Consider the following 22,043-nt stretch of genomic DNA (forward strand, 5'->3'; position numbering starts at 1 on the left):
GTCGCTGATCATCCTTGGAGGGATCGCAACCCTCGTTCTTCACGGCCTCTGACGGCGGCGGCGGGGTCGCTGATCATCCTTGGAGGGATCGCAACATGGCGAGGTGAACTGGTCCGGTGGTGTCGGCGGATCGCTGATCTTCCCTGGAGAGGTAGGGCCGGAGGAAGCTCCGGTGCCTGCGCCCCACCTCGCCGTTTCAGGATGTCACCGTAGGCATGCGTGCCGAGGTGGCGGGTGGGGCCGCCTCGGCAAGCGCGGGACTTCTCGAATCTCATCGCCTTGTACCTGTCAGGTCCATGCCGCTATGTGCGAGGAGCATCCCTGCTGAAGGCGATGGAGGAGACGTGGCCGGGGCTATCCAGGCGTGGAAGGAGGAATAGAGCCATGCCTGGAATGCCCCAGCGAGATCCCTGACCTTGCCCCACACCGTCTTGTGTGCGGTCGACTTCGGAGATGTGCGCATCGAATGCCGCACACATCTCTACCTATGCCAGATTGTCGGACCGCTTGTGCTTTTTGGTGAAGCTATCTCCCTTTTCCAGCGTTTCGATCCAGTCCTCCACAAGACCGTGCGCGTTGTCCGTGCTGACCTCCAGCTTCCGAAGACGTTTGTTCTGGTGCCACAGATCCACGCTGACGGAGTCGTCCTCCGGAAGGAACCGGCTCCAGAAGGCGAAGGAGAACAGACGCCACTCGTTCTTCCCGCCCACCGCGCGGAACCACAGGGGCGAGGCCCGGCGCATCTGCTCCACGCCGCCTGTCCTGGCCCTGGTGGCCCTGACCTCGTAACCGTCCTTGTAGACCAGCGGCAGGCCCATCGCGGCCATGGGCATTCGCTTCTCCCCCGTCTTTCCATGGATGACCCTGATCCACCCCTCTGTTTTGACCGGCGGGCGGTATCGGACGCCAGGCCAGTCGATCCCGGCTCGGAAGTAGCGCAGTTCCCTGCCGGCCCTGGCGAGAACCGCTTGCCAGGAGAGGTGCCGGCCGTCCGCGATCCCCGCTATGGTGTGCTCCTCGCCCAGGACTGGGAAGGGAGCGATCGGCTCTTCGCCCCAGTCGAATTCCTCTATGTTCGCCCCGGGCTTGCCGCCTCCGGTGGCGGCGCACACCCTCCTCAGCGCCTCCCGCGCCTCCTCGACCGGACCGGTGAACAGCAGGTGCTCGGCCCGTGTGTAGTGCGTGAGTCCCGGAGTGAGCATCAGGGAAGAACCGGAGTCGAAGGGAAGCCCCGGGTGGGCTCCCACGATGCGCAGGTTGCCGAATCCCCGCCGGACACGTGCCCCGACGCCGCCATAGGTGCAGTTGAGCCACAGCGCGGCCAGGGCGCACATCTGGGCGTCACGATCCTTGCCGTCCAGGCGGACTTTGAGCGTGAATTCCTCGTCTGGGGGGATGAACCTGGTCGTCAACGGCTTCCCCTTGGTGGCCAGTCCCGGCCCGAGGAGGTAGGCGATCGGCCAGCTCTGGTCCCCGCCCTCGAGGAGGGACTGAAGTTGTTCCTCGGAGGGTTCGGGCTGGCTGGGGATACGTAGCCTGATGGGTGAGGCGCCGGAGGTCGAGCCGAGAACCCGGTCCTCGACCTGGCGGAGCCGGTACAGGTCGTCGCCGACGTACCGGGCGGCCATGGCACGCAACCAGAATCGCATTCCGCCACGCAGGGAGGAGACCCGGATCTCCGGAGGCGCGTCCAGGTGCGTGTCCTTGGGGGTGACGGCCGAGTTGAAGACCGGGGTGGCGACTTGAAGCGTGAGCGTGGTCCACATGGGGTCACCTCTCTTGTGTGCGCCAGTGGGCGTGTGCGAGGGGGGCGGTCAGGGGCCGGTCGTCCCACAGGATCTGGGAGAAGACGCCGGCGACGAGGCACCAGGCCCCGGCCTGGAGCAGAGCGGCCAAGGCGGCTTCCGGATAGAGGGTCCAGGCGCCACGGAAGAGGTGGCCGTTCTCGCTGAAGGCGGGCACGATCCAGGCGAGGCCGAGTAGGGCGATGAGGAGCGCGTGCGCCGACGCAGCGCACCACACCGTGAAAGCCCGGAGAAGGGCCGGAGCGACGCCCACAGCGGTGTTGCGCGCGTTGGCGAGCAGGTAGGCGAACGCCGCGACGGCCAGGAGGAGGGCGACCTCCATAGGAGCCAGCGGTGGTTCGGGACCCGGCTCCCTTCCGGGAATCTGCATGTCGGTGGGCTCGAAGGCGGCCCCCCACCAGGACGGGTGCATGGTGGTCAGCATCAGCAGGCCGATGGCGGAGGCGGCTGGGATCCGTAGGAGCCAGGGCAGTCCCCAGGAGCGTCCGTGCACGAGGAGCCCGACGAGGCCGGTGACGTAGGCGGCTCCGGCGAGGACGGCGGAGAAGCCCAGCGCGGACCGGTCGGTGAAGGGGAAGGAGGACGACCAGGGAGAGATCAGAACCCCGGCCAGAGCCAGACCGGCCAGGCACAGCGTCATCACTGCCGTGAACCGCCCAAGGCGGGGGCGCTCGGCCAGAGCCAGGGCGGCGCGTGCCACGGTGAAGATCTGGTAGCGCGGAAGCAGATGCCGTTCGATGACCCCCGAGGCGAAGTCCACATCCTCGATGGTGTACCGGGAACCACGGCTGGTTCGACGGGCAGGACCGATCGCCAGGGGTGGTCCCGGTCGGACGGACGGCATAGGCCCTCGACGGGCGTTCCGGGCCTTCACCGGGAACTCGAACAGCAGGAGGTCGGTCTCGGCCTCGATTTCACCGGGCTCGGCACCGTCCAGCGCGGCAAGGGATTCATGCCGGCTGAGCAGCTTCGACCATTCCCAACGCGCGTGACGGCTGTGCGCGAGGAGCACGTTGTGGGACCGCGTGCCGAAGAGAGCGTGCGCCGCGTCGGAGGGAACGGGACCGGGAACGCCCCGATCGTCCCGGTAGGGTTCGGACAGGGCGAGGAAACGGTGCCGGGCGGCCACGGGAGTGAGGATCTCGACCTCGGTGGCCGTTAACGGGGACGGGTCTCCGCCTGGAAGGGAGTGCAGAGCCCGCCAGGCGGCCTCGCTGGTCCAGCACCAGGCGAACCACTGGTGATTGAGGCTCAGGTGCGCTTCCGGCGTCTGCTGTGCCTGCCTCAGAGCGGGGACGATGGACAGCGGACGGTATACGGCGGCCAACAGCCTGGAGGGATGTTCGCACAGCATGTCACCGATCGCGGTGATGGCCGCGTCGACGTCGCGCGCGGACACCTTGGTGCCTACCGGGGGTCTGAGCAGGCTGGGGATGATCCCGTACTCCTGAAGTAGCTCAGGGGCCGACAGCACGGCGATGTCGGTTTCCTCGCTGTCTCCCGGCCGGTGCCGGTTGAGCGCTCTTCCTATCCCGGCCTCCACCCTGTATTGCAGGAGGGGCGCGATTGCGTGGGGCCGGGCTCCGGAGTCATCAGCCTGGGTCGGCGTGCTCATCGCCCGGATACCAGATGTTGCTCGAACAGGATTTTCATACCCTGGCCGAATGCCGTAAGCTTGGCGCCCTTCCCCACTTGCTCGTAGGCGTAACCCTCCAATGAAGCCTTTTCGGGAAGTGCTGGCGCCTGGCCCTTTTTGAAGTCCGTTAGCTCCAGTCCGACCTGTCTTGGGTCCAGACGGAGCAATGGAATGGACAGCGCTTCTTCGGCTCTCTCGGGTAGGATATGGGCCTGGGTATTGCAATCCAGGCTGCGCAGCCACTTGGCCACCTCGATCAGATAGGGAATGGTGGCGCGGTAGCCGCCGGACAGGTGGAAGAGAACCCTTTCTTCGGGTTCGAGGATCGGATCGATCCTTTGGCCTGTGTTACCGATGAGGAGTCGGGCGAGGTAGCCGAGTTCCTTCATCGCGTCGGTGAATTCATTCCCCCTTTGGGCGTTCAGGCCGTTGATGCGCAGTACGATGACCTGCCCCTGAGTGGGCCGGACGAGCCTGGTGTGATCGTCGATCTCGGGTAGGTAGAGGACCCGTTCCACATCCCCCTCGGCCAGGGCGATGGCGGTCCAGATCGCGCAGGCAAGACCCTCTTCGGTGTCGCTGGAGAGGAGGAAGGCCAGGTCGTTTTCCTTGATTCCCTGTGATGTTCCGGTGCGTCCCTGCGATGTGATGATGCGTATGGTGTCGAGCTCGGCGGATATCCCTTCCTTTGCATGCCAATTTTTTGCCTGGACGTCTACGGTTATTTCCCTGAAGAAGTCAAGTGCGCGGGTGTTGGTGATGCCGGATTCCAAGCCGAAGGCGTCGATGAGTTTATCATCTACGTTGTAGATCCTCTTATCGAATCCGAGTTTGTCCTCCTTCCAGCGCCTTTTTGCTTCACTCCCTCCGGGGATGTTCTCCCTTGTTGTCGTGCTTTCGTGCGTAGTTTCTTTCCTTCGCTCCAGGTAACCTCGCTCGAAGAAGTTCTTTAGGCTGACCCCGACCGATACGACATGGACCGTCACATCTCCCCCCTGCGAGTGGTCATGTATCCGTAGCCTGCGGAGGTCTTGGCCCCGACCCCCTGTTCCTCGACAGCTTCTTGGAGACAGGACGCGGCGTATGCGATGTCCTCTTCGCTGTCTCCGACCAAATCGGCTGTGAAAGTACCGCCCGAGACCGTCAGGAAGTGCACGGGGACGGGCTGGTGGTGTTCCGCCGGTGGATGCGGCTTCTCTCCTTCTCTGTGTGTCAGAGTGCTGTCGTAGTAGGGCTTGACGTGCGGTGTGAGGACATCGACCGTCACCTTCACCTGACCATCGGTCGCGAGGGCGTCCAGAAAACGGACGGAGCCCCGTGCCGCTCTGTCGGTTTCCTGATCCGCACTCTCACTGTTCTGCTTGCTTTGCTCCTGCGGACGAGGGGAACCGAAGATCTCACGGATGCGTTTCCGGTTCTCGGTTGTGATCTCGTCCCTGCTGTACACATGGGCCGCCGTCACTCCCTTGAGGCCCGAGCCGGGGATGACCGGCCAGCCGTACGTGCCGTGGAGGGTGAGGCCGATCTCGTGGGCGTTGTTCTTCTCACCGAGGCCGACGGCGATTCGCCATTCGGGGGTCAAGAGGACACGGGCCACGTGCTTGCCCTGGGAACGAAGCTGGGTGAGCGCGCGCTCACGTCGCCGTGCCACGTCGTGCACGATCTTTCTCATCTGGGGGACGAAGTCGGATCCCTGGTGCGCGCGTTTCATCTCCACTTGGCCGAGGCCGTGATCCTGTGCCCATCTCATCAGTGCCTGGACCGCTTCGGGGGGCAGCTCCACCGCGCCGGTCCCCTCTGGGACGAACGCGGTCCGGCGCAGGATGATCAGCGCGTTGGCGTCTCTCAACGAGTTCCGACCGCTCAGCTGGGGAGGTAGGCCCGGTGTCTCCTTGGAGCCGGGTCGCCATTCGACGCGGAGAAGATTGCGGAGGGGGCCGGCGCTGGGTATGACACAATCCCCGTTTCGGCCGGATCCAGGAGGGGGGGAACTCGGGACTTTTGTCCGCTCACGTTCTTTGGCCGCCTGGTTCCCCGAGACGGCAGCCCGGCCCTGACGAGGAAGCGGAGCGTTCCGGCCTGGCCTTGGGACCGGTCCAGAGGGATTGGAGGAGAGCGCCTTCGCCATGTCGGAGGGGGAGAACCTGGGACGGCCCTGTCCGGAGGGAGGCGTGTTCCTGTCCTCGCTCATCGGTCCTCTCCAGTGCCGGAGCGGCCCGATCGGGTTTCGGCGCCACTGTAGACGGCGTCGGCCAGCCTGCGCAGCCAGGAGAAGAGGATGCCCACTTCCCGGCTGGCGCGCGCGTAGGCGGTCCAGTCCATATCGCCCAGTGCGGTGAGCATCGCCCGGTGGACCTCGGGTTCGGATTCGGTGGTCAGCTCGTCACTGATAAGCCCCTTGGCGGCCAGCTGGGTGCGGATCTGTTTGGCGACGTCTCGGTAGGCATCGGCCAGCCGATCTGTCGACGCCGAACTCGAGCGGGCGGCGAGGAAGGCGTAGGTGGCCGCCAGGCCGCTGCTGTGCAGCTGGATGGGCAGGTGACGGAACCGGGAACGCAGTTCCTTGGCGTTGTCGCCCGTCACTCTGGGCAGAAGATCGGCGGCGTCGCGCGCCATGCCCTGGTCGATCCGGCGCATCAGGCCACCCCGTTCTCGAAGCCCTGGTCGATCCCTGCCAGGCGTGTCCACACCAGTCCCTTGCCGAGGGATTCGTCTCCGCCGAACTGGTGCAGGGTGGTTCCGGATCCGTGGAGCAGCAGGGTCAGCAGCCGCACGTGCTCCGGGTCGGGCTCGGCACCGGCTCGGCTTCCACGCAGGGACAGGTTGGAGGCCAGGATGGTCTCCGCGGGCAGGTACTCGCTGTGGAAGGGGCCGTTCTGCACGGTCTTGGTGCCCCGCTTGGGCTCGGTGTTCTTCTGGTTCTCCTGGGTTCCGTCGTCGTTTTCGGACTTGCCGTAGCTGAGCTGGACGCGGACGCTGACCTCGGTGCCCTCTTCCACCAAGGTCGCCATCGCGTCGCTGTGGACCAAGACCAGGTCCTGGGAGAACTTGGCGGCGAAGGGCGCGAAGGCGTCCTCGTGGGCGAAGGCGTCGGAACGGATCCTCTCCGCCCACGCCTGGAGGAGATCCTGCTCGTCGGCCTCGCCGATGTGCAGGACCAAGGGGCCGAACGCCTGCTCCGCCGTCCAGCCGTGGCCGGTGGAGAGCGCCTCGGCGGGTTCCCTGGGAAGACGAGGAGCGGCCATGTTCGCGGCCCGGTATTTACGCGCCAGGCGGCCCAGTGCCACCACGGAGGTGACCCAGGCGAAGGTCCTCCGCAGAGTGGGGATCGGCAGCGCCACCAACTGGGCGTCGCCCACCGAGAGTAGCCCCGGCGTGGTGGGGCCGCCCTGCCCGACGGGGGAGCCGAACACCTCGACCACCGCCCGGTCGGACCAGTCGGGGTGTTCCTCCGCGGCCTGACGCAAGGCGCCCTTGAGGCTCTGCCCGTACACGACCGGGTAGCGGGTGTGCGCCTCTCGCTGGATGGGGAGGTCGATGATCCCCTCACTGGCGGAGGCACCGGCGTGTAGAGGGGACTCGGTGTAGAAGAAGGCCAGTAGGTCTTTCACGTCCAGGTTCCCGTCAAGATCAGTCCGAATCCGGCTGTGGCCAGCCGTTTGCCGGTGTGGTCAGAATCGTTCGTCTCGCCCAGGGCGCGTCCGTGCACCCGATGCGCCCACTCCGCCGCCGCGCTCTGCGGATCAGCTCCCGTGAACCGCAGCAGGTAGACGGAGCCGGCGGGAACCGCCCACCGCAGCCAGGCGTACTCCTTCTCGTCCCCCTCTTTGGTCTCGCGGCCCGCGCTGGCCACGTGCTCGGGGCCGTTGACCGCGGCGGCGACGAGGCGGGCCTCCTTCGGCAACGGTGGCAGCCAGGTGTTACGCCAGGAGCCGTCTGGGGAAGCGCACCGCCAGATCGCTGGAGTGGCCAGGTACACCAGCACCTTGCCGTCGGGAAAGTGCTCGGGAGGCTCGGGAAGGACGAGGCCCTTTTGTCCTTCGCACACCTGAAGGTCCGCGAGACGTCCCCCGCCCCCCAGCCGCACCGGTCCCGGTGGTGGCGGGGACAGATCAGGGTCGAGCTCGCATAGCGCCAGGAACGCCCATTCCTCCTGGGCGCTTTCCCTCAGCCGCAGATAATCCGACTCGTACAGGTGTCCCTGGCGGACGGTCCGGTTCTGTAAGGCGATGCCCTTACGGCGTTCCGACTGCAAAGGTGGATCCACGGGGTCCAGACCGGACTGGAGCTCGGAGTCGATGTCCTCGCAGTGGAGATACCTGCGCAGTTCAGGGCCATCCCACCACAGATCCTCATCCCGTGTTCCGGCCTCGGGGGCGTGCAGCCACCGCACCCCGTCCCAGTCCAGGTCGGTCAGGGCCGGTGTGTCCTGGGGGAGCAGGCGCAGCCAGTCAGAGCCGGGGAGGTCGGAGGGGACGAGGTCGGCGGGTACGGGAAAGGAAAGGTGCCATCTCGCTGTTCCGCTTTCCCACCTGCCGAGGAAGGGGCCGCGCACCGTTTGCGGCATTGGTGCTTGGCCGGTCCCCGGGCCTGCGGCGGCCTTGAAGGCCGCTCCCAGGGCGCCGGCCACGGTACTGGGCCAAGGACGCTGGGTGCGGGCCGCTCCTCCAGCGCCCGCGGTGAAGGTGCGCCCGTCCCGAACCTGGATCGCGTCGCGGGGGCGCAGCGCCATCCACACCGGTATCGGAGTGTCATCGGCGCTGTTTCCCGGCAGCGGGGACGAGGGGGATGTCACCATGTCTGCCTCCTGAGGAAGAGCGCCACCTGCGCCGCAGCCAGCGGAACCGGGGCATACGATTTCTCCGTATGCTCGGATTGGCCCAGTCGCATCAGGCTTTGAGCCTGTTCCTCGGTGCCTCCGTGCCGTAGGACCAGCCGTGTCACCTCCGCCATGTAGACGCCCCGGACTCGTGAGCTGCCAGTGGCGAGCTCGGCCAGGGCCGCGCGTTCGGAGTACAGGTCGTTGATCAGCCGGGGCGAGAGCTCACCCTCCCCGTCAGCTTCGGCAGGAGCGCCCGGACGCGATTTGAACACGCGTAGTTCCTTCACGGCATCCTCCACCCACTCGGACTCCCAGGGCCGCACCGTGGAGGAATGCGCTCCCGAGCCGGCGATGTATCCGACCGCGACCGCGTTCTTGCCACGTACCTTCTTCGCCTCGGCCAGCAGTTCCCGGGAGCGGGCGATCGCCACGTGCAGCGGTGATCCCTGGTGGACGAACAGCACCGCGGTGCTGAGCGTGGTCGGGTTCTTGCCCACCGCCTTCCGGCACGCCTGGGCCGCTTCCAGAGCGGTCGCGGCGGGCAGGAAGGCCAGCAGGTCGTCCCCGCCCGAGTACACCGTCACTCCGGAGTGCTCCTGCTCGATCTGGCGGCGATGCTGCTGGGAGAGGTCTCTTAGGCGCTGGGAGATCTCCCGGTGCTTAGGCATCTCGGAAAATTCCGACAGGCGTTTTCCCAGACCGTCCAGGTCGGCTGCGAGCACCGCGTAGTAGGGGTTGGGTTTGGCGCCGATCACCTCGGTCAGTTTCTCTGCGGCCCGCAGGCCGCGTTTGACCGCGTTGGTGTCGATGGGCCTGTCCGGGGTCGCGTACTCGTAGGCGAGGGCGTCGAGGTTCCAGGTTTCGGGGATGACCCACCATCCCGATCCCCGCACGAACCACTCTTCGAGGGGATCCGCCTTGGCGCGCCTCAGGCGGGGGACAGCACCTTCCAGGGCGCGGAAGCGCTCTTCACCCATGACATCCCGGGCCGCTTTTCTCAGCTCGGAGACCAGGTCGCGCACCTCGGGGGTGGACCAGTGTTCCAGCACCTGGGCGCGGAAAGGGGTCGACGCGATCGAGGCGGTGGAGGGGAAACCCTTGCTGGGAGAGGATTCGGGAGAGGGCGGGGAGGCGGGGGAGAGGCCCGTGCCGGGGGAGGAACGGGAGGAGGCCATGGTGTGCCAGCGGCGCTTGAGCCACACGGCGGCGGACAGTTCACTGGCGAGTTCATGCCTGGGCACCCCGGGAGGAGCGGCCTTCTCCGAGGGCCAGCGTGGAGAGACCGCGCACGGCCGGGTCCCGGTGCGTTCGGGATAGTCGAAGGCCCGCAACCGCTTGCGCGAGGCGAGGACGGTCTGCGCGGCATGCCACCGCTCGGCATAGCCCCCCACCTCGGCCGGGGCCACACTCCACATGACCTCCGGGAAACCCGGCACGTCCCTGGGCTCGCCGAACAGGTCGGTGATCCAGCGTCGCCACGTGGAACGTACCCTGTCGGCTGCGGCTCGGGCGAGGAGGGGCCCCTGTCCTGCCGTGGTCAACGCCGCGATCCGGCTCGACGCCGCTGACGGGTCGGCCTTGAAGGGGATGACGAGTTCGGCGCCCTCTTCCTCTAGGAGGAGGGCTGCCTCCGTGGCGAGCCGGGCCGTGATGGCGCTGGCGTTCGCCGCGTCCGCGGTCGTTCTGGACTCGGTGATGAAACGCTGGACGCCTGACAAGGCGACGATCACCAGGTCACGCGGATCGTGTTCGCTCATGTGCCTCCGTTACCTCTGTTACCTGGGGGATCTCCCGAGCGGGCGTGGCGCTGGGACGTGTGTCCTTCTCCGGACGGCGCTTACGGCCGGCTCGTCACTCGGGACGCCGGGGTGCCCGTGGAGATGGACGCCGACGTGTTCAGCGGGGGGTGCTGGAAGACCCGAGTCGAGCGGTGTGGTCGCTGGTCGTTGTCTTCGGCGGATGACAGGGCGAGGCGTGCCGATGGACAAGGGCGCCGGCGGCGCGGGGTGAGAGCGCCGGAATGGGCGACCACCGGGCGGGCACAGAGCCTCCTGAGCAGGACCGAAGGGGACACGACGATCACGGGAATCGCCGCGTGGATGTTGCGGTCACGTTAGCAACGTGACCGGAGTGGCGTCAGGTGTTCCGGGAGATGCGGCCGTTTCCGGCATAGTGTGGCGGTTTTGGCGCTCATATGGTAGGGATCGTGCTTTCCTGCGTGGTGTCGGGCGAATAACGTAGTTTGCGGACGGGATGGGACGCCGGCGTGACGAGTGAGACGGCCCCGACCTCTGACTCATCCGCGGTTCAGCGTGGACGCCTCGCGACCATTCGTCTGATCTTTCGAGTACGGGAGCGGACCTGTTCCTCACCCATCCGGCTGAGCGGCTGGCGATGCTCCCGGCCTGGTTTTCGGGAAGATCTCTCCAGAACGCCGGAAACGCGTATATGTTTTACAGTCTCGCGAGTCGCGCTGTCCCCGCTCCAAAAGAGCCGGCATCTCGACGGAGGGACGGGATCTCCAAGTCGACAGCGGCTGTTCTGGCGATCGCCTTCCCGGCCGGACCGAGGGGTGGAGGCACCCTGATGAGGACGGTCTCTGTCATCCACTGTCCATGGGGCGCCTCGGAGAGCAGGGCAGGAGCGGCGTCCGCTCCTTTGTTACGAGGGGAAAGCGCCGACTGCCTGGTGGAATGTCTGGATCTACTTGACAGCGTGCCGAACACTTCGGGAGCTGGATTCGAGAATTCCCGTGCCTATCTCCGCCATTTCAGGCTGGTCCCCTGCCCCTTGCGCTGTGGGCAAGGTCGCTTCTCCGCTTTCTGAGGGTTCGGGTCGCCAGATGCTCCCGAGCGGGTGGAGAGTGGAAGCCGTCTCGCGTATCTGAAGGCGGTCAACGAGGGCGGCCTTTGGGGGGAGAGGGGGTCCCTTTACGGCGATGCGAATCCGGCCTTTGGAGTTCGGCGTCACCGGTCTGGAGGTGTCTCTCCAGGGGGTCCGCGCCTTGTGCGCGTCCGAGCCTTCGGTGATCGCGGAATGGAGCGGCGTCTTCGCGGGGGATGAGGGGGAACGGAAGGCGTTCATCTCGTCGTTCCGCGGGCGGATGGGCGGATGGGCGGAGACCCGGGATTTCTGCGCGCCCAGGTCCGTATGGACGGTGCGGACGTCTCCTGGCCTGTGTTCACAGGTCACGAGGCGTTCCCGTGTGCCGGTGGCCGCCGGCGGCAGGGCGAGGCTCGGCGGCCCACCGTGACCGAGGACAAGCTCGCCCGCCCGCTCCCGGGGCCGTCCGGATGCCTCTGTCGCGTCGCTCGGCGTCCGCGTTCTCCCACGCGGACGTCTGGACCGGGTTCTCCGGGCTTCGGCGGGGTGCGAGGGGGCCACCGCCGAGGGCGGGCCGAGTCCGGGCGTTCGCGGGCGGGACGGCCTTCGGCCCCGAGGCGGTGCGCCGGTTGCCGGCGGGCGGCTCTTGACCCGATCCGTCGGCTCGTCAGGCCCCGCGCGAGCGCGATGTTCTGGAACCGGTGATCTGGGGACACGCCGGACCCCGGGATCGTCGCGCGGCCGTACGTGCCGCAGGGCGAGACGGAGACGGCCGCGCACCGGCACGGCCCGCGCGCCGGGGCGCCCGGCGGCCCGGTAGCCGGCGGGCGGGGCCGACAGTGCCGCGCCGCATCCCACCGGCCGGCCTTAGGGAGGGGGACGGTGGCGCGGCGCGGTGGCCGGTCAGGCGGGGCGCCGGGCCACCACCCGGTCGAAGAAGCCCAGGACGAGGCGGTCGTGGCGTTCCACGGCGAACCCCCGCTCCACGGCCACCTCCACCGGGCGCCGTCGTGGCGGCCGGCCCCGCCGCGCCGCGCGGCGCCGTTCGAACAGGCGCAACGGCATCCGCGCGTATTCGACGTGGTCCAGCAGCAGGAGCGCGCCACCAGGACGCAGCACCCGGTACATCTCGTCGACGGCGGTCGCCTGATCGGGGATCTCGCACAACGCCAGCGTGCACACGACGCTGTCGAAGGAGGCGTCGGGGAACGGGAGCCGCCGGGCGTCGCCCTCGCGCAGGTCGACACGGCGTCCCGCCCCGGCCGCGGCCCGGGCCGCCCGGGCCAGCATCCCGGGGCTCAGGTCCAGCCCCGTCACCTGCACGCCGTCGGGGTAGCGGTCCAGGTTGCGGCCCGTCCCCACGGCGATCTCAAGGGTGCGCCCCCGCGCCAGGCCGCACAGCAGCCCCCTGCTGTCGCCGAGGAGCCGGCGTTCCAGCCCCGCGCCCCGGTCGTAACCGGCCGCCATGCGGTCCCATCGCCGCCGAACGCGCTCGGTCTGGTCGTCTCGTTCGGACCTGATCTGTTCCACGGGGGCCTCGTTCCCTGTCGGGTTGACTCGGGAACCAGTCTGGAAGTTAATGTCGCCATGAAGTCAACCCCGGCGGAGATGAGCATCGGCGAACTCGCCGAACGGTTCGGTCTGGCCCCGCACGTGCTGCGTCACTGGGAGTCGGTCGGGCTGCTGCGGCCGGATCGGCGGTCCAACGGCCGCCGTTGTTACGGCCCCGACCACGTGGCCCGCGTCGTCCTGATCCAGCGGGGGAAGGAGGCGGGGCTTCGCCTGGAGCAGATACGCGCGCTCTTCGACGCCTCGGGCGGTCCGGACCGCCGCGCGTTGCTCGCCGGGCACCTGGAGGGGATCGACGCCAGGATCGCCCGGCTGCGCGTGGCGCGCCACATCGTCGAGCACACGATGTCGTGTCCCGCGCCGGACTTCCTGACCTGCCCACGGCTGCGGGAACTGCTCGACGGGCTCGTCGCGTCGGGTGCGCCGGCCTCGTGCTCGTCCTCCATCTCGGCAGGGGCGGACGCGGTGGTCGGTACCTGCGGCGCGGCGGGCCCGTCCGCTCCGCTCTGAGGGCCGGTGCCCCCGTCCACGGCCGGGTCCGGGGAGCGGCCCCGGCCGTGGACGGGGGAGGGGGAGTCAGGAGGGTTTGCGCGCTTCGATGAGGACGCGCGACGAGTGCGCGACGAAGGAGCCCTCGTCGCGGATCCGCTCGTGGAGTTCGCGGAGCCGGTCCAGGTACCGGTCGACGGTGAAGTCGGGGACCGTCCAGATCACCTTGCGCAGGAAGTAGACGACCGCCCCGATGTCGAAGAACTCCACGCGCAGCCTCTGCCGCCGCAGATCGACGACGCGCAGCCCCGCGGCCCGGGCGTCCCGCAGGGCGTCGTCGGGGTGGCGCCGACGCCACACCTCCTCGCTCTGCGGCCCGAGGAAGTGCTCGATCAGTTCGAATACGTTGCCCGGGCCGATCTGCTGGGAGAAGTAGGTGCCGCCAGGTCGCAGGACGCGGGCGATCTCCTCCCACCACACGGTCACCGGGTGCCGGCTGACGACGAGGTCGAACACCTCGTCGGCGAAGGGCAGCGGAGGCTCGTCGGAGTCGGCGACGACCGCCACGCCCAGTGGGCACAGCAGTGCGGAGGCCCTGGCCAGATTGGGGGGCCAGGACTCGGTGGCGACCGTCAGCCTCGGAAGCCGGGGAACGCCGGCCAGGACCTCGCCGCCGCCGGTCTGGATGTCCAGTGCGGCCTCGGCCCCGGCCATGCGTTCGCCCATGGCGCGGGCGTAGCCCCACGAGGGGCGTTCCTCGGTGGCCCGGCCCTCGAGCCAGGAGAAGTCCCAGCCGTCCACGGGGGCGGCACAGGCCTCGGTCAGGAGCTCCTCGAAAGTGCGGGTCATGGTGGCGATGGTGGCATGGGGGACGGCGCGGCGGCCAGCGAATTCGGTGGGCTGTGGACATCCGGCCAGGGCGCCGGGAGACCCGTGGCGCCGGGATGGCCGTCCCGTTGCCGTCGTGGTGCGGGGAGCGCGCCGGAGCCGGAGAGCCGGACCCGGCTGTAAACCGGGGGCCTCGTGTTCAGGGGGTTCGAATCCCTCCGCTCCCACCCGGCCCCGGCCGGCACCGGGGCCGTTTCCTTTTTCTCTCCGGGGCCTCTCCGGGCGGGCCGGCGCGCCGGTGTCGGGAAGGCCGGCGGGGAGTGCTGACGCGCGGCCCTCGCCACCGTGGTCGGGCGCGGCGGAGCGTCGCTCTCCGTCGCCCACCGCCCGGCGTGCGGTGCTCCGTGGATGTCGCGGTGACGGGAAGCGGGGGTGAAAAGCGGATTCCTGCCGTTCTGTGGTGCTATGTGATCTACACCGTAAAGGAGGTGGGGAAATATTTCCCATCTTCGGAACGGCCGGTATTCGCCGGCAGAAAGCAGGGATGTGGAAAACGCTCGGAATGAGGAGAACCCTCACCTAGCATACGGAGGGTGAGCGAACGCTCACGTAATCGGAACCCTCGAGCTCAGGAGCCGCCATGAGCGACACCGGCCCCAAGGCGTGTCCCTACCCCTTCGGCGAGGCCGACCGCCTCCGCCTCGATCCGCGTTACGCCGAGGCCCGGTCCCGGCAGCCGCTGCTCCGCATCCGCATGCCCTACGGCGACGAGGGGTGGCTGGTCACCCGCTACGAGGACGTCAGGACCGTGCTGGCCGACCCCCGGTTCAGCCGGGCCCTGGCCGCGCGCAGCGACGAGCCGCGCACCCGCCCGGTCGGCTCCGACGACAGCGGCATCCTCGGCATGGACCCGCCCGACCACACCCGGCTGCGCCGGCTCGTGTCCCGGGCGTTCACCGTGCGCCGCGTCGAGCGGCTGCGCCCCCGCATGGCCGAGATCGCCGAGGGGCTCGCCGAGGAGATGCTGGAGCAGGGACCGCCCGTCGACCTGGTCGAGGCGTTCGCGCTGCCGTTGCCGGTCACCGTCATCTGCGAGCTGCTCGGCGTCCCCTACGCCGACCGTGAGCGCTTCCGGCGCTGGAGCGAGGCCTTCCTCTCCACCACCGCGCTGAGCGCCGAGGAGATCGACCGCTCCTTCGCCGAGATATACACCTACATGCACGGGCTGGTCGAGCTGCGGCGCGCCCACCCCGCCGACGACCTGATCACCGGGCTCGTCGAGGCGGGGGACGCCCAGGATCGGCTCGGCGAGGAGGAGATGGTCAAGCTGGCCATCGGCCTGCTCGTCGCCGGCCACGAGACCACCGCCTCACAGATCCCCAACTTCGTCTACACGCTCCTGACCCGTCCGGGGGCGTGGGAGCGGCTGGCGGACGACCCCGGGCTGGTGCCCTCGGCCGTCGAGGAGCTGATGCGCCACATCCCGCTGGGAGCGTCCTCGGCGTTCCCCCGCTACGCCCTGGAGGACGTCGAACTGAGCGGGGGCGTGGTGCGCGCGGGCCAGCCGGTGGTCGTCTCGCTGGCGGCGGCCAACCGCGACCCCGAGATCTTCGACGATCCCGAGGAGCTCGTGCTGGAGCGCGCCTCCAACCCCCATATCGGGTTCGGGCACGGTCCGCACCACTGCCTGGGCGCGCAACTGGCCCGGGCGGAGTTGCAGGTGGGGCTGCGGACGCTGCTCGCCCGTTTCCCGGATCTGCGTTTCGCGGTGCCGGAGCCGGAGCTGTCCTGGAAGAGCGGGATGCTGGTCCGCGGCCTCAGGGCGATGCCGGTCACCTGGTAGGTTCCGCGTTCCCGCGGGCGGGTCCGTGGTGGAGGGGCGTCCGCGCCCGCCCGCCCCTCGTTCCGTGGTGCCGTCGAAAGGGCGCGTGTCCGGCGCCGGGGCCGATCCCTCGGGGGCCGCGCCCCGTGTGTCGGCGCGTCCGGACCTTCCGGGTGGCGGTCCCTGGGGCGCTCCCTCCCAGTGCCACCGCGGCGGCGGCCCCGTTCCCGGCGACCCGGTTTCCCACATGGCGCCCGCCCGTGGGTGTGGCCGCGGAAGGCGCCCGCCGAGGCCGCGGTCGAGGCTCTGGAGTCTCGCTCCGGGTCGGCCGTTCAGGGGTGAGGCGAACAGGAGGAGCGCCGCCGGGCGCCGGGAAGGCGGCCCGTCCCCCAGGAGCCGCCCCTGCGCGGCGGTGAGGCCCGATCACGGGCCGCCGGCGAAGGCCGGTCGCGAACGTAAAGGTCTAGTCGCCTCAGGTGATCGTTTCCAAAGGTCGAGGGGTGTTTTCGGTCACGTTTGGGGCAGAGGATGGCTGCTTTTCGGAACCGGCTGTCGAGGGGCGCCGGGGGCCATGGCCGGGGCGGCGGCGTCACCTCGCCGCGTTGCCCAGCCATAGCGGAAACCCGTTCTCGACCTGCGGAAACAAGGAGGTCGGGGAGGGGGTATGGGAGCGGTACCGCACCTCCCCGAAGAGCGATTTACGGCCACACCCAATCATGCTTTTCGGGTCGACGAGAGAGGGGCTGGTGTGTGAATCCATGTGAAAACCACTGGTCTACGCCAACTGGCCTTACCAAGGCTCCGTCGTTCATGATGCGGTCCTGACCCAGACCTAAGGAGTTACCGTGTCCGACCTGGCCCTCGATGCCGACCCCGCTCCGACCGACCACCGTGAGTTGATTGACTGGGTACGCGAGGTAGCCGACCTGACCCAGCCGGATCGGATCGTCTGGTGTGACGGTTCGGAGGCCGAGTGGAAGCGGCTGACCGACGAGTTGGTCGACGCGGGCACCCTCATCCGCCTCAACCCCGAGCTGCGGCCGGACAGCTTCTACTGCCGTTCCGACCCCAGCGACGTCGCGCGGGTGGAGGACCGGACGTTCATCTGCTCGGAGAAGGAGGAGGACGCCGGCCCGACCAACAATTGGGTCGCCCCCGCCGAGATGCGCTCGACGCTCGGCGAGATCTTCGCCGGCTGCATGCGCGGCCGCACCATGTACGTCGTCCCGTTCTGCATGGGGCCGCTGGGCGGCGAGATCTCCCAGCTCGGTGTCGAGATCACCGACTCCGCCTACGTCGCGGTGTCCATGCGGATCATGACCCGCATGGGCGAGCCCGCGCTGCGCCTGATCGAGGAGCGCGGCTCCTTCGTCAAGGCCGTCCACTCCGTCGGCGCCCCGCTGGAGCCCGGCCAGGCCGACGTGCCGTGGCCGTGCAACTCCACCAAGTACATCACCCACTTCCCCGAGACCCGCGAGATCTGGTCCTACGGTTCCGGCTACGGCGGCAACGCCCTGCTGGGCAAGAAGTGCTACGCGCTGCGCATCGCCTCGGTGATGGCCCGCGACGAGGGCTGGCTGGCCGAGCACATGCTCGTCATCAAGGTCACCCCTCCGCAGGGCGAGCCCCGCTACGTCGCCGCGGCCTTCCCCAGCGCCTGTGGCAAGACCAACCTGGCGATGCTCCAGCCCACCGTCCCCGGCTGGAAGGTCGAGACGATCGGCGACGACATCGCCTGGATGCGCTTCGGCGAGGACGGCCGCCTCTACGCCATCAACCCCGAGGCCGGTTTCTTCGGCGTCGCCCCGGGCACCGGCGAGTCCACCAACGCCAACGCGATGAAGACGCTGTGGGGCCACAGCATCTTCACCAACGTCGCGCTCACCGACGACGGCGACGTGTGGTGGGAGGGCATGACCGAGGAGCCGCCCGCGCACCTGACCGACTGGAGGGGACGCGACTGGACGCCCGGCTCCGCCGAACCCGCCGCCCACCCCAACGCCCGCTTCACCACGCTGGCCGGCCAGGCGCCCACGATGGCGCCCGAGTGGGAGGACCCGGCCGGGGTGCCGATCTCGGCGATCCTGTTCGGTGGCCGCCGCGCCACCGCCGTCCCGCTGGTCACCGAGTCCTTCGACTGGCGTCACGGGGTGTTCCTCGGCGCCAACGTCGCCTCGGAGAAGACCGCGGCGGCCGAGGGAACGGTCGGCGAGCTGCGCCGCGACCCCTTCGCGATGCTGCCGTTCTGCGGCTACAACATGGGCGACTACTTCGGGCACTGGCTGAAGATCGGGGCGGCGACCGACCCCGCCAAGCTGCCGCGGCTGTACTACGTCAACTGGTTCCGCAAGGACGACCAGGGCCGCTTCGTGTGGCCGGGCTTCGGTGAGAACAGCCGTGTCCTGAAGTGGATCGTCGAGCGCATCGACGGCCGCGCCGAGGCCGTCGAGAGCCCCATCGGCAACCTTCCGGCCCCCGGCTCGCTCGACACCGACGGCCTGGACCTCGACGAGGCCGACCTGGACCTGCTGCTGACGGTCGACCGCGACATCTGGCGCCAGGAGGCGGCCCTGATCCCCGAGTTCTTCAAGACCTTCGGCGACCACCTCCCCGAAGGGCTGTGGGAGGAGTACGAGGCGCTGCGCGCCCGGCTGGAGGAGTAGCGGCCGCGGTGGGGCGCGGGGGCCGGTCCAGCCCCCGCGCCTCGCGCGTTCTGGGCGCCGTTCCCGGCGGGCCTGCTCAGAGATCCTGACCGACGAGACGAACGAGACGAAGGGGAGCGCCGTCTCCTTCTGGGAGCGTGCTCACGCCTACTTCGCGGGATCGCGGTGGAGCGGGTGCTGACCGGCAACGGGTCCTGTCACACGTCCCGTGCCTGGCGCGATGCTTTAGCCGGGCTCGGTATTCGGCACAAGCGCACCCGCCCCAGACCAACGGCGAGGTGGAGCGCTTCAACCGGGTCCTGGCCGAGGAGCGGGCCGACGTCCGCCCCTCCACCTCAGAGGCCGAACGGCGGGAGGCGTTCCCGGGCGGTTGCATCACCGCGACCACCACCGGTTCCACACCGCACTCGGCGGCCCTCCCGCCCCCGCGTTGCCGACCTCTGTCAGTACATCTAGGTCACCGGCCGCTCGGCCGGGGTGGTGGGACGCGCCGGCGGCGGGGCGCCGTCGCGCAGCGCGCGCAGGGTCGCGACGTCGGCGGCGTGGGGTCCGGCCGGCCCGGGGGTCTCCACGACGACGGGAACCCCCGCGCTCACCGGGTGGACGAACAGTTCGCCGAACGGTTCGGCCCCGATGTGGCCGGCGCCGATGTTCTCATGCCGGTCCCGGTTGCTGCCGCACGGCGCCTTGGAGTCGTTGGCGTGGATCAGGTCGAGCCGGTCCGCGCCGGCGACCCGGGCGAAGCGGTCCAGCATCGCGGCCATGCCCGCGCGGGTGGAGATGTCGTGCCCGGCCGCGAAGACGTGCGCGGTGTCCAGGCACACCCCCGCCTTGGGGTGGCGGTCCAGCGCGTCGAGGTAGGGGCCGAGGTCGTCGACGGTCGCGCACAGTACCCGTCCCTGCCCGGCCATGGGTTCCAGCAGGACCCGGGGCGCCTCAGGGGCGAGGCCCTCCAGGATCGGCAGCAGGCGCGCGCGCATCCGCGCCAGTCCCTCCTCGCGGCCGTCCCGGACCGCCGATCCGGTGTGCACGACCACGCCGCGCGCCCCGATGTCGCCGCCACGGCGCAGCGCGTGGTCCAGGGTCGCCACGGACTTCGCCGCCACGGCGGGGTCGGGGGAGCCGAGGTTCACCAGGTAGGGGGCGTGGACGAAGACGGGAAGGTCGTGGCGCCGGCGCAGCAGGGCGTCCTCGGAGGCGACGCCCGGCGAGGTCGCCCAGCCGCGCGGGTTGGTGACGAAGACCTGGACGGCTTCGGCGCCGATCTCGGCGGCGTAGGCGAGGCCACGGGTGGCCAGACCGCCGGAGACCGGGACGTGGGCTCCGATGGGGGAGGGGGACGGGTTTCTCATCTCGGCGAACAAGCCTAGGACGTCGCAGGCGGGGGCGCGCACCGGCGCGGTGGGCCCCGTTCCGGCCGGAGCGGTCCGGCCGTGGCGGGGATAGCATCGTCGGTAGGGCGATCCCCGCCCCCCGACACGGGCGCAAGCGCCCTCCCGCCACAAGGAGTGGGCCATGACGATGACACGACGTTCCACCCCGGGCCCGCGTACCACGACGCTCGCCGCGGCGGCGGGCGGCGGTGCGGGGGTGCTGGCCGGTCTCCTCGCCTATGGAGTGGTCCTCGCGGTCTCCGCCCTCTTCCCCACCCCCGACGCCAACATCGGCCTGGGGATGGCCGCCCTGCTCATCCAGATCGTGGGGACCGCCGTGGCGACGTGGGGCGCGCTGCGGCTGCTGGGCGTCCCGGGGGCCGGGGTGGCCGCCGGGACGGTGGCGCTGGCCGGCGTGGTGGCGCCGTTCACCAGCCTGTACGACCCCGCGCCCCCGATGGGGATGGTGGTGTGGGCCCTCGGCGCGGCCCTGTTCGCCGCCGTGGGGGTGCAGCTCGCCGCTTTCCTGCGGCGGGGACGCGGCTGAGCGCTCCGGGAAGGCCCAGGGCGGTGGCCGGCCGCGACGACGGCCGCCCTGGAAGGACACTCACGTCAGCGGCCGTGGGCGGTCGGTGAGCGTAGGGAGGGCCGCCTGGCCGTCGTGCCGGATCGCGGCGGTCGGTGCGGGGACGTGCCGCATGGGGCGGGCGATCACGCCGCCTGGTGTGGGCGCCGTCCGAGGCCGAGGTGGCCCGTGAAGGTCTCGTCGACCGGCTCGACGACCTGTCGCGATGGTCCGGACAGCGGGGCGCCGGGCCATTCCGGCTCGCTGTCGCGGGTCGGCTTCGGCAGCCGGATGTCCCGTTCGGTGAGCCGCCCCTCGAAGGGGTGACCGAAGTGGTCCTTGTCGCCGGCCGGCGTCTGTCCAGGGCGGGCGGAAGTCAGGCCCGGTTCGACGGCGAGCACGACTAGCGGGGTTTCCGTTCGTCGGCCATGGCGCCGGTCAGGGCGAACGCGGCGGGTGTGCCCTGGAGGGGCGCCCCGGGGCGGCCGCACGCCCCAGAGGAAGCGGCTGTGACCGGTGCAGGACCCGTACTCGGCCCATCCCGTCAGGCCGGAGCGTTCGACGGTCCGGCGGGAGCCGCCGCGTTCCACCGGGGTGGAGTCCAGGATCCACTCGTCATCGCCGCCTATCGAGGTGACGACGGCCGGCGCCTGCGCAGCCGGAGTGCCGGGGCGGGGACGGGACGGAGGCGCCGCGGGTGACTGCGGACCTGGCGGAGCCGCCTGGCTCCGGAGGCGAAGCCGAGCACGGCCCGCGTCGCCGCCAGGTGACGAGTCCGGCGTCGGCGGGCTGCGGGGCGATTCCGAGGGGCGGACGCCATGGCGCCGGACGCGGGGACGCTTTCAGCGGATCGTCGCCCCTCACAGGGAGGGTTGTCGCGAGGGTGCCCGGGTTGTCCGTCGCGCAACGGTCGTGGCTACCCTCGTCCCCGTCTCCGCCGGCTCTCCTCGACCTTGGTCTCCGGCGGGTCCTGTCCCGCCATCGCCGTACAGAAAGGACCGCGTCATGTCCGGCGAGCGCCTCATGCGCATCCACAGCACCGAGTTCCGGGCCATGGCCGAGAGGGTCGTCCAGGTCACCGAACTCACCTCCCGCCTGAACGTTCTGCCTTTCGCGGACGAAGCGGGCAAGGCGGAACTGTTCCAGCAGATCCTCGGCAGGCCACTGCCGTCGAGAGTCACGATCTATCCGCCCTTCTACACGGACCATGGCCTGAACCTCGAGCTCGCCGAGAACGTCTTCATCAACCAGAACTGCACGTTCCTGGACTATGCCGGCATCCGGCTCGGCGAGCGCGTGATGATCGGACCGAAGGTCACGTTCATCACCAGCGGCCACCCGGTCGATCCCGGGGAGCGGCGGCTGTACCTCACCGGCGCGCCCATCGACGTGGCGGAGAACGTGTGGATCGGTGCCGGTGCCACGATCCTGCCCGGCGTCAGCATCGGCCGCGACGCCGTGGTCGCCGCCGGCGCGATCGTGGCCGATGACGTTCCGCCGGCAAGCCTGGTGACCGGCGGTAAGGCGACCGTGCGGCGAACGTGGTGACGAACTCTTCGGGACGACGCCGGCTCCGGCTGCGGGCAGCAGCACATCGGAGGCCCGGAGTCCTCTTCCCCCGGAGCAACCGGCTTCAGAAGGTGGAGGA

At 69.5% G+C, this 22,043-nt stretch carries 17 protein-coding genes, 1 tRNA gene and 1 pseudogene; 7 read left to right on the plus strand and 12 right to left on the minus strand.

Annotated elements, in window-relative coordinates; all coding sequences use genetic code 11:
* Positions 1–485: 485 nt before the first annotated feature.
* The 9 genes from cmr1 to B5D66_RS15615 all read right to left on the minus strand — a co-directional run bounded on the left by cmr1 (position 486) and on the right by B5D66_RS15615 (position 12,553).
* Positions 486–1,766, minus strand: a complete 1,281-nt coding sequence (gene cmr1 / locus B5D66_RS15570) for a type III-B CRISPR module RAMP protein Cmr1 (RefSeq protein ID WP_078762466.1) — start codon at positions 1,764–1,766, stop codon at positions 486–488.
* Between the two features lie 4 nt (positions 1,767–1,770).
* Entirely contained in the window at positions 1,771–3,420 is a 1,650-nt protein-coding gene (locus B5D66_RS15575) for a hypothetical protein (RefSeq protein WP_144390152.1), read from the minus strand.
* Positions 3,417–4,427: a hypothetical protein gene (locus B5D66_RS15580; protein ID WP_078762468.1), complete on the minus strand. Its 1,011-nt coding sequence runs from the start codon at positions 4,425–4,427 to the stop codon at positions 3,417–3,419. Before B5D66_RS15580 ends, B5D66_RS15575 begins: the two co-directional genes overlap by 4 nt.
* Positions 4,424–5,290: a type III-B CRISPR module RAMP protein Cmr6 gene (cmr6, locus tag B5D66_RS15585; protein WP_159457273.1), complete on the minus strand. Its 867-nt coding sequence runs from the start codon at positions 5,288–5,290 to the stop codon at positions 4,424–4,426. The genes B5D66_RS15580 and cmr6 overlap by 4 nt, the downstream gene beginning before the upstream one ends.
* A 338-nt stretch (positions 5,291–5,628) precedes the next feature.
* On the minus strand, positions 5,629–6,078 hold the full coding sequence (gene cmr5, locus B5D66_RS15590; RefSeq protein WP_078762470.1) for a type III-B CRISPR module-associated protein Cmr5: 450 nt from the start codon (positions 6,076–6,078) through the stop codon (positions 5,629–5,631).
* Positions 6,078–7,052 carry a type III-B CRISPR module RAMP protein Cmr4 gene (cmr4, locus tag B5D66_RS15595; protein WP_144390153.1) on the minus strand — a complete coding sequence of 325 codons (975 nt, stop codon included), beginning with the start codon at positions 7,050–7,052 and terminating at the stop codon, positions 6,078–6,080. The genes cmr5 and cmr4 overlap by 1 nt, the downstream gene beginning before the upstream one ends.
* Positions 7,049–8,239: a type III-B CRISPR module-associated Cmr3 family protein gene (locus tag B5D66_RS15600; RefSeq protein WP_078762472.1), complete on the minus strand. Its 1,191-nt coding sequence runs from the start codon at positions 8,237–8,239 to the stop codon at positions 7,049–7,051. Before B5D66_RS15600 ends, cmr4 begins: the two co-directional genes overlap by 4 nt.
* The gene (gene cas10, locus B5D66_RS25505) at positions 8,233–10,020 is read right to left on the minus strand and encodes a type III-B CRISPR-associated protein Cas10/Cmr2 (protein WP_078762473.1); all 1,788 of its coding nucleotides are present in this window, start codon (positions 10,018–10,020) and stop codon (positions 8,233–8,235) included. Before cas10 ends, B5D66_RS15600 begins: the two co-directional genes overlap by 7 nt.
* Before the next feature lie 1,969 nt (positions 10,021–11,989).
* Complete coding sequence (locus tag B5D66_RS15615; protein WP_078762591.1) at positions 11,990–12,553, minus strand: class I SAM-dependent methyltransferase; 564 nt, start codon at positions 12,551–12,553, stop codon at positions 11,990–11,992.
* Between the two features lie 120 nt (positions 12,554–12,673).
* On the opposite strand from B5D66_RS15615, the gene B5D66_RS15620 reads away from it, so the two are divergent.
* Positions 12,674–13,165: a helix-turn-helix domain-containing protein gene (locus tag B5D66_RS15620; protein WP_078762475.1), complete on the plus strand. Its 492-nt coding sequence runs from the start codon at positions 12,674–12,676 to the stop codon at positions 13,163–13,165.
* A 66-nt stretch (positions 13,166–13,231) separates the two neighbouring features.
* On the opposite strand, the gene B5D66_RS15625 is transcribed toward B5D66_RS15620, so the two are convergent.
* Positions 13,232–13,993: a class I SAM-dependent methyltransferase gene (locus B5D66_RS15625; protein WP_078762476.1), complete on the minus strand. Its 762-nt coding sequence runs from the start codon at positions 13,991–13,993 to the stop codon at positions 13,232–13,234.
* Positions 13,994–14,116: 123 nt separating this feature from the next.
* On the opposite strand from B5D66_RS15625, the gene B5D66_RS15630 reads away from it, so the two are divergent.
* The 4 genes and pseudogenes from B5D66_RS15630 to B5D66_RS26160 form a co-directional block, all read left to right on the plus strand.
* Positions 14,117–14,199: transfer RNA gene (locus tag B5D66_RS15630), tRNA-Tyr, on the plus strand.
* A 413-nt stretch (positions 14,200–14,612) separates the two neighbouring features.
* Positions 14,613–15,815 (plus strand): cytochrome P450, encoded by a 1,203-nt coding sequence (locus B5D66_RS15635; protein ID WP_078762477.1) that lies wholly within the window; start codon positions 14,613–14,615, stop codon positions 15,813–15,815.
* 824 nt (positions 15,816–16,639) lie between these two features.
* Entirely contained in the window at positions 16,640–18,457 is a 1,818-nt protein-coding gene (locus B5D66_RS15640; RefSeq protein ID WP_394330060.1) for a phosphoenolpyruvate carboxykinase (GTP), read from the plus strand.
* A gap of 61 nt (positions 18,458–18,518) precedes the next feature.
* A pseudogene (locus tag B5D66_RS26160) lies at positions 18,519–18,872 on the plus strand (IS481 family transposase); the annotation flags it as partial.
* A gap of 37 nt (positions 18,873–18,909) precedes the next feature.
* Here the strand turns inward: B5D66_RS26160 and B5D66_RS15645 are convergent.
* Entirely contained in the window at positions 18,910–19,809 is a 900-nt protein-coding gene (locus tag B5D66_RS15645; RefSeq protein ID WP_078762593.1) for a deoxyribonuclease IV, read from the minus strand.
* Between the two features lie 163 nt (positions 19,810–19,972).
* Between B5D66_RS15645 and B5D66_RS25150 the strand changes: the two genes are divergently transcribed.
* The gene (locus tag B5D66_RS25150; RefSeq protein WP_144390156.1) at positions 19,973–20,377 is read left to right on the plus strand and encodes a hypothetical protein; all 405 of its coding nucleotides are present in this window, start codon (positions 19,973–19,975) and stop codon (positions 20,375–20,377) included.
* 164 nt (positions 20,378–20,541) lie between these two features.
* On the opposite strand, the gene B5D66_RS15655 is transcribed toward B5D66_RS25150, so the two are convergent.
* On the minus strand, positions 20,542–20,796 hold the full coding sequence (locus B5D66_RS15655; protein WP_078762479.1) for a hypothetical protein: 255 nt from the start codon (positions 20,794–20,796) through the stop codon (positions 20,542–20,544).
* A 604-nt stretch (positions 20,797–21,400) separates the two neighbouring features.
* Here B5D66_RS15655 and B5D66_RS15660 point away from each other — a divergent pair.
* Positions 21,401–21,943 (plus strand): DapH/DapD/GlmU-related protein, encoded by a 543-nt coding sequence (locus B5D66_RS15660; protein WP_078762480.1) that lies wholly within the window; start codon positions 21,401–21,403, stop codon positions 21,941–21,943.
* Positions 21,944–22,043: the final 100 nt, after the last annotated feature.

The organism is Marinactinospora thermotolerans DSM 45154 (assembly GCF_900167435.1).
GTDB lineage: Bacteria > Actinomycetota > Actinomycetes > Streptosporangiales > Streptosporangiaceae > Marinactinospora > Marinactinospora thermotolerans.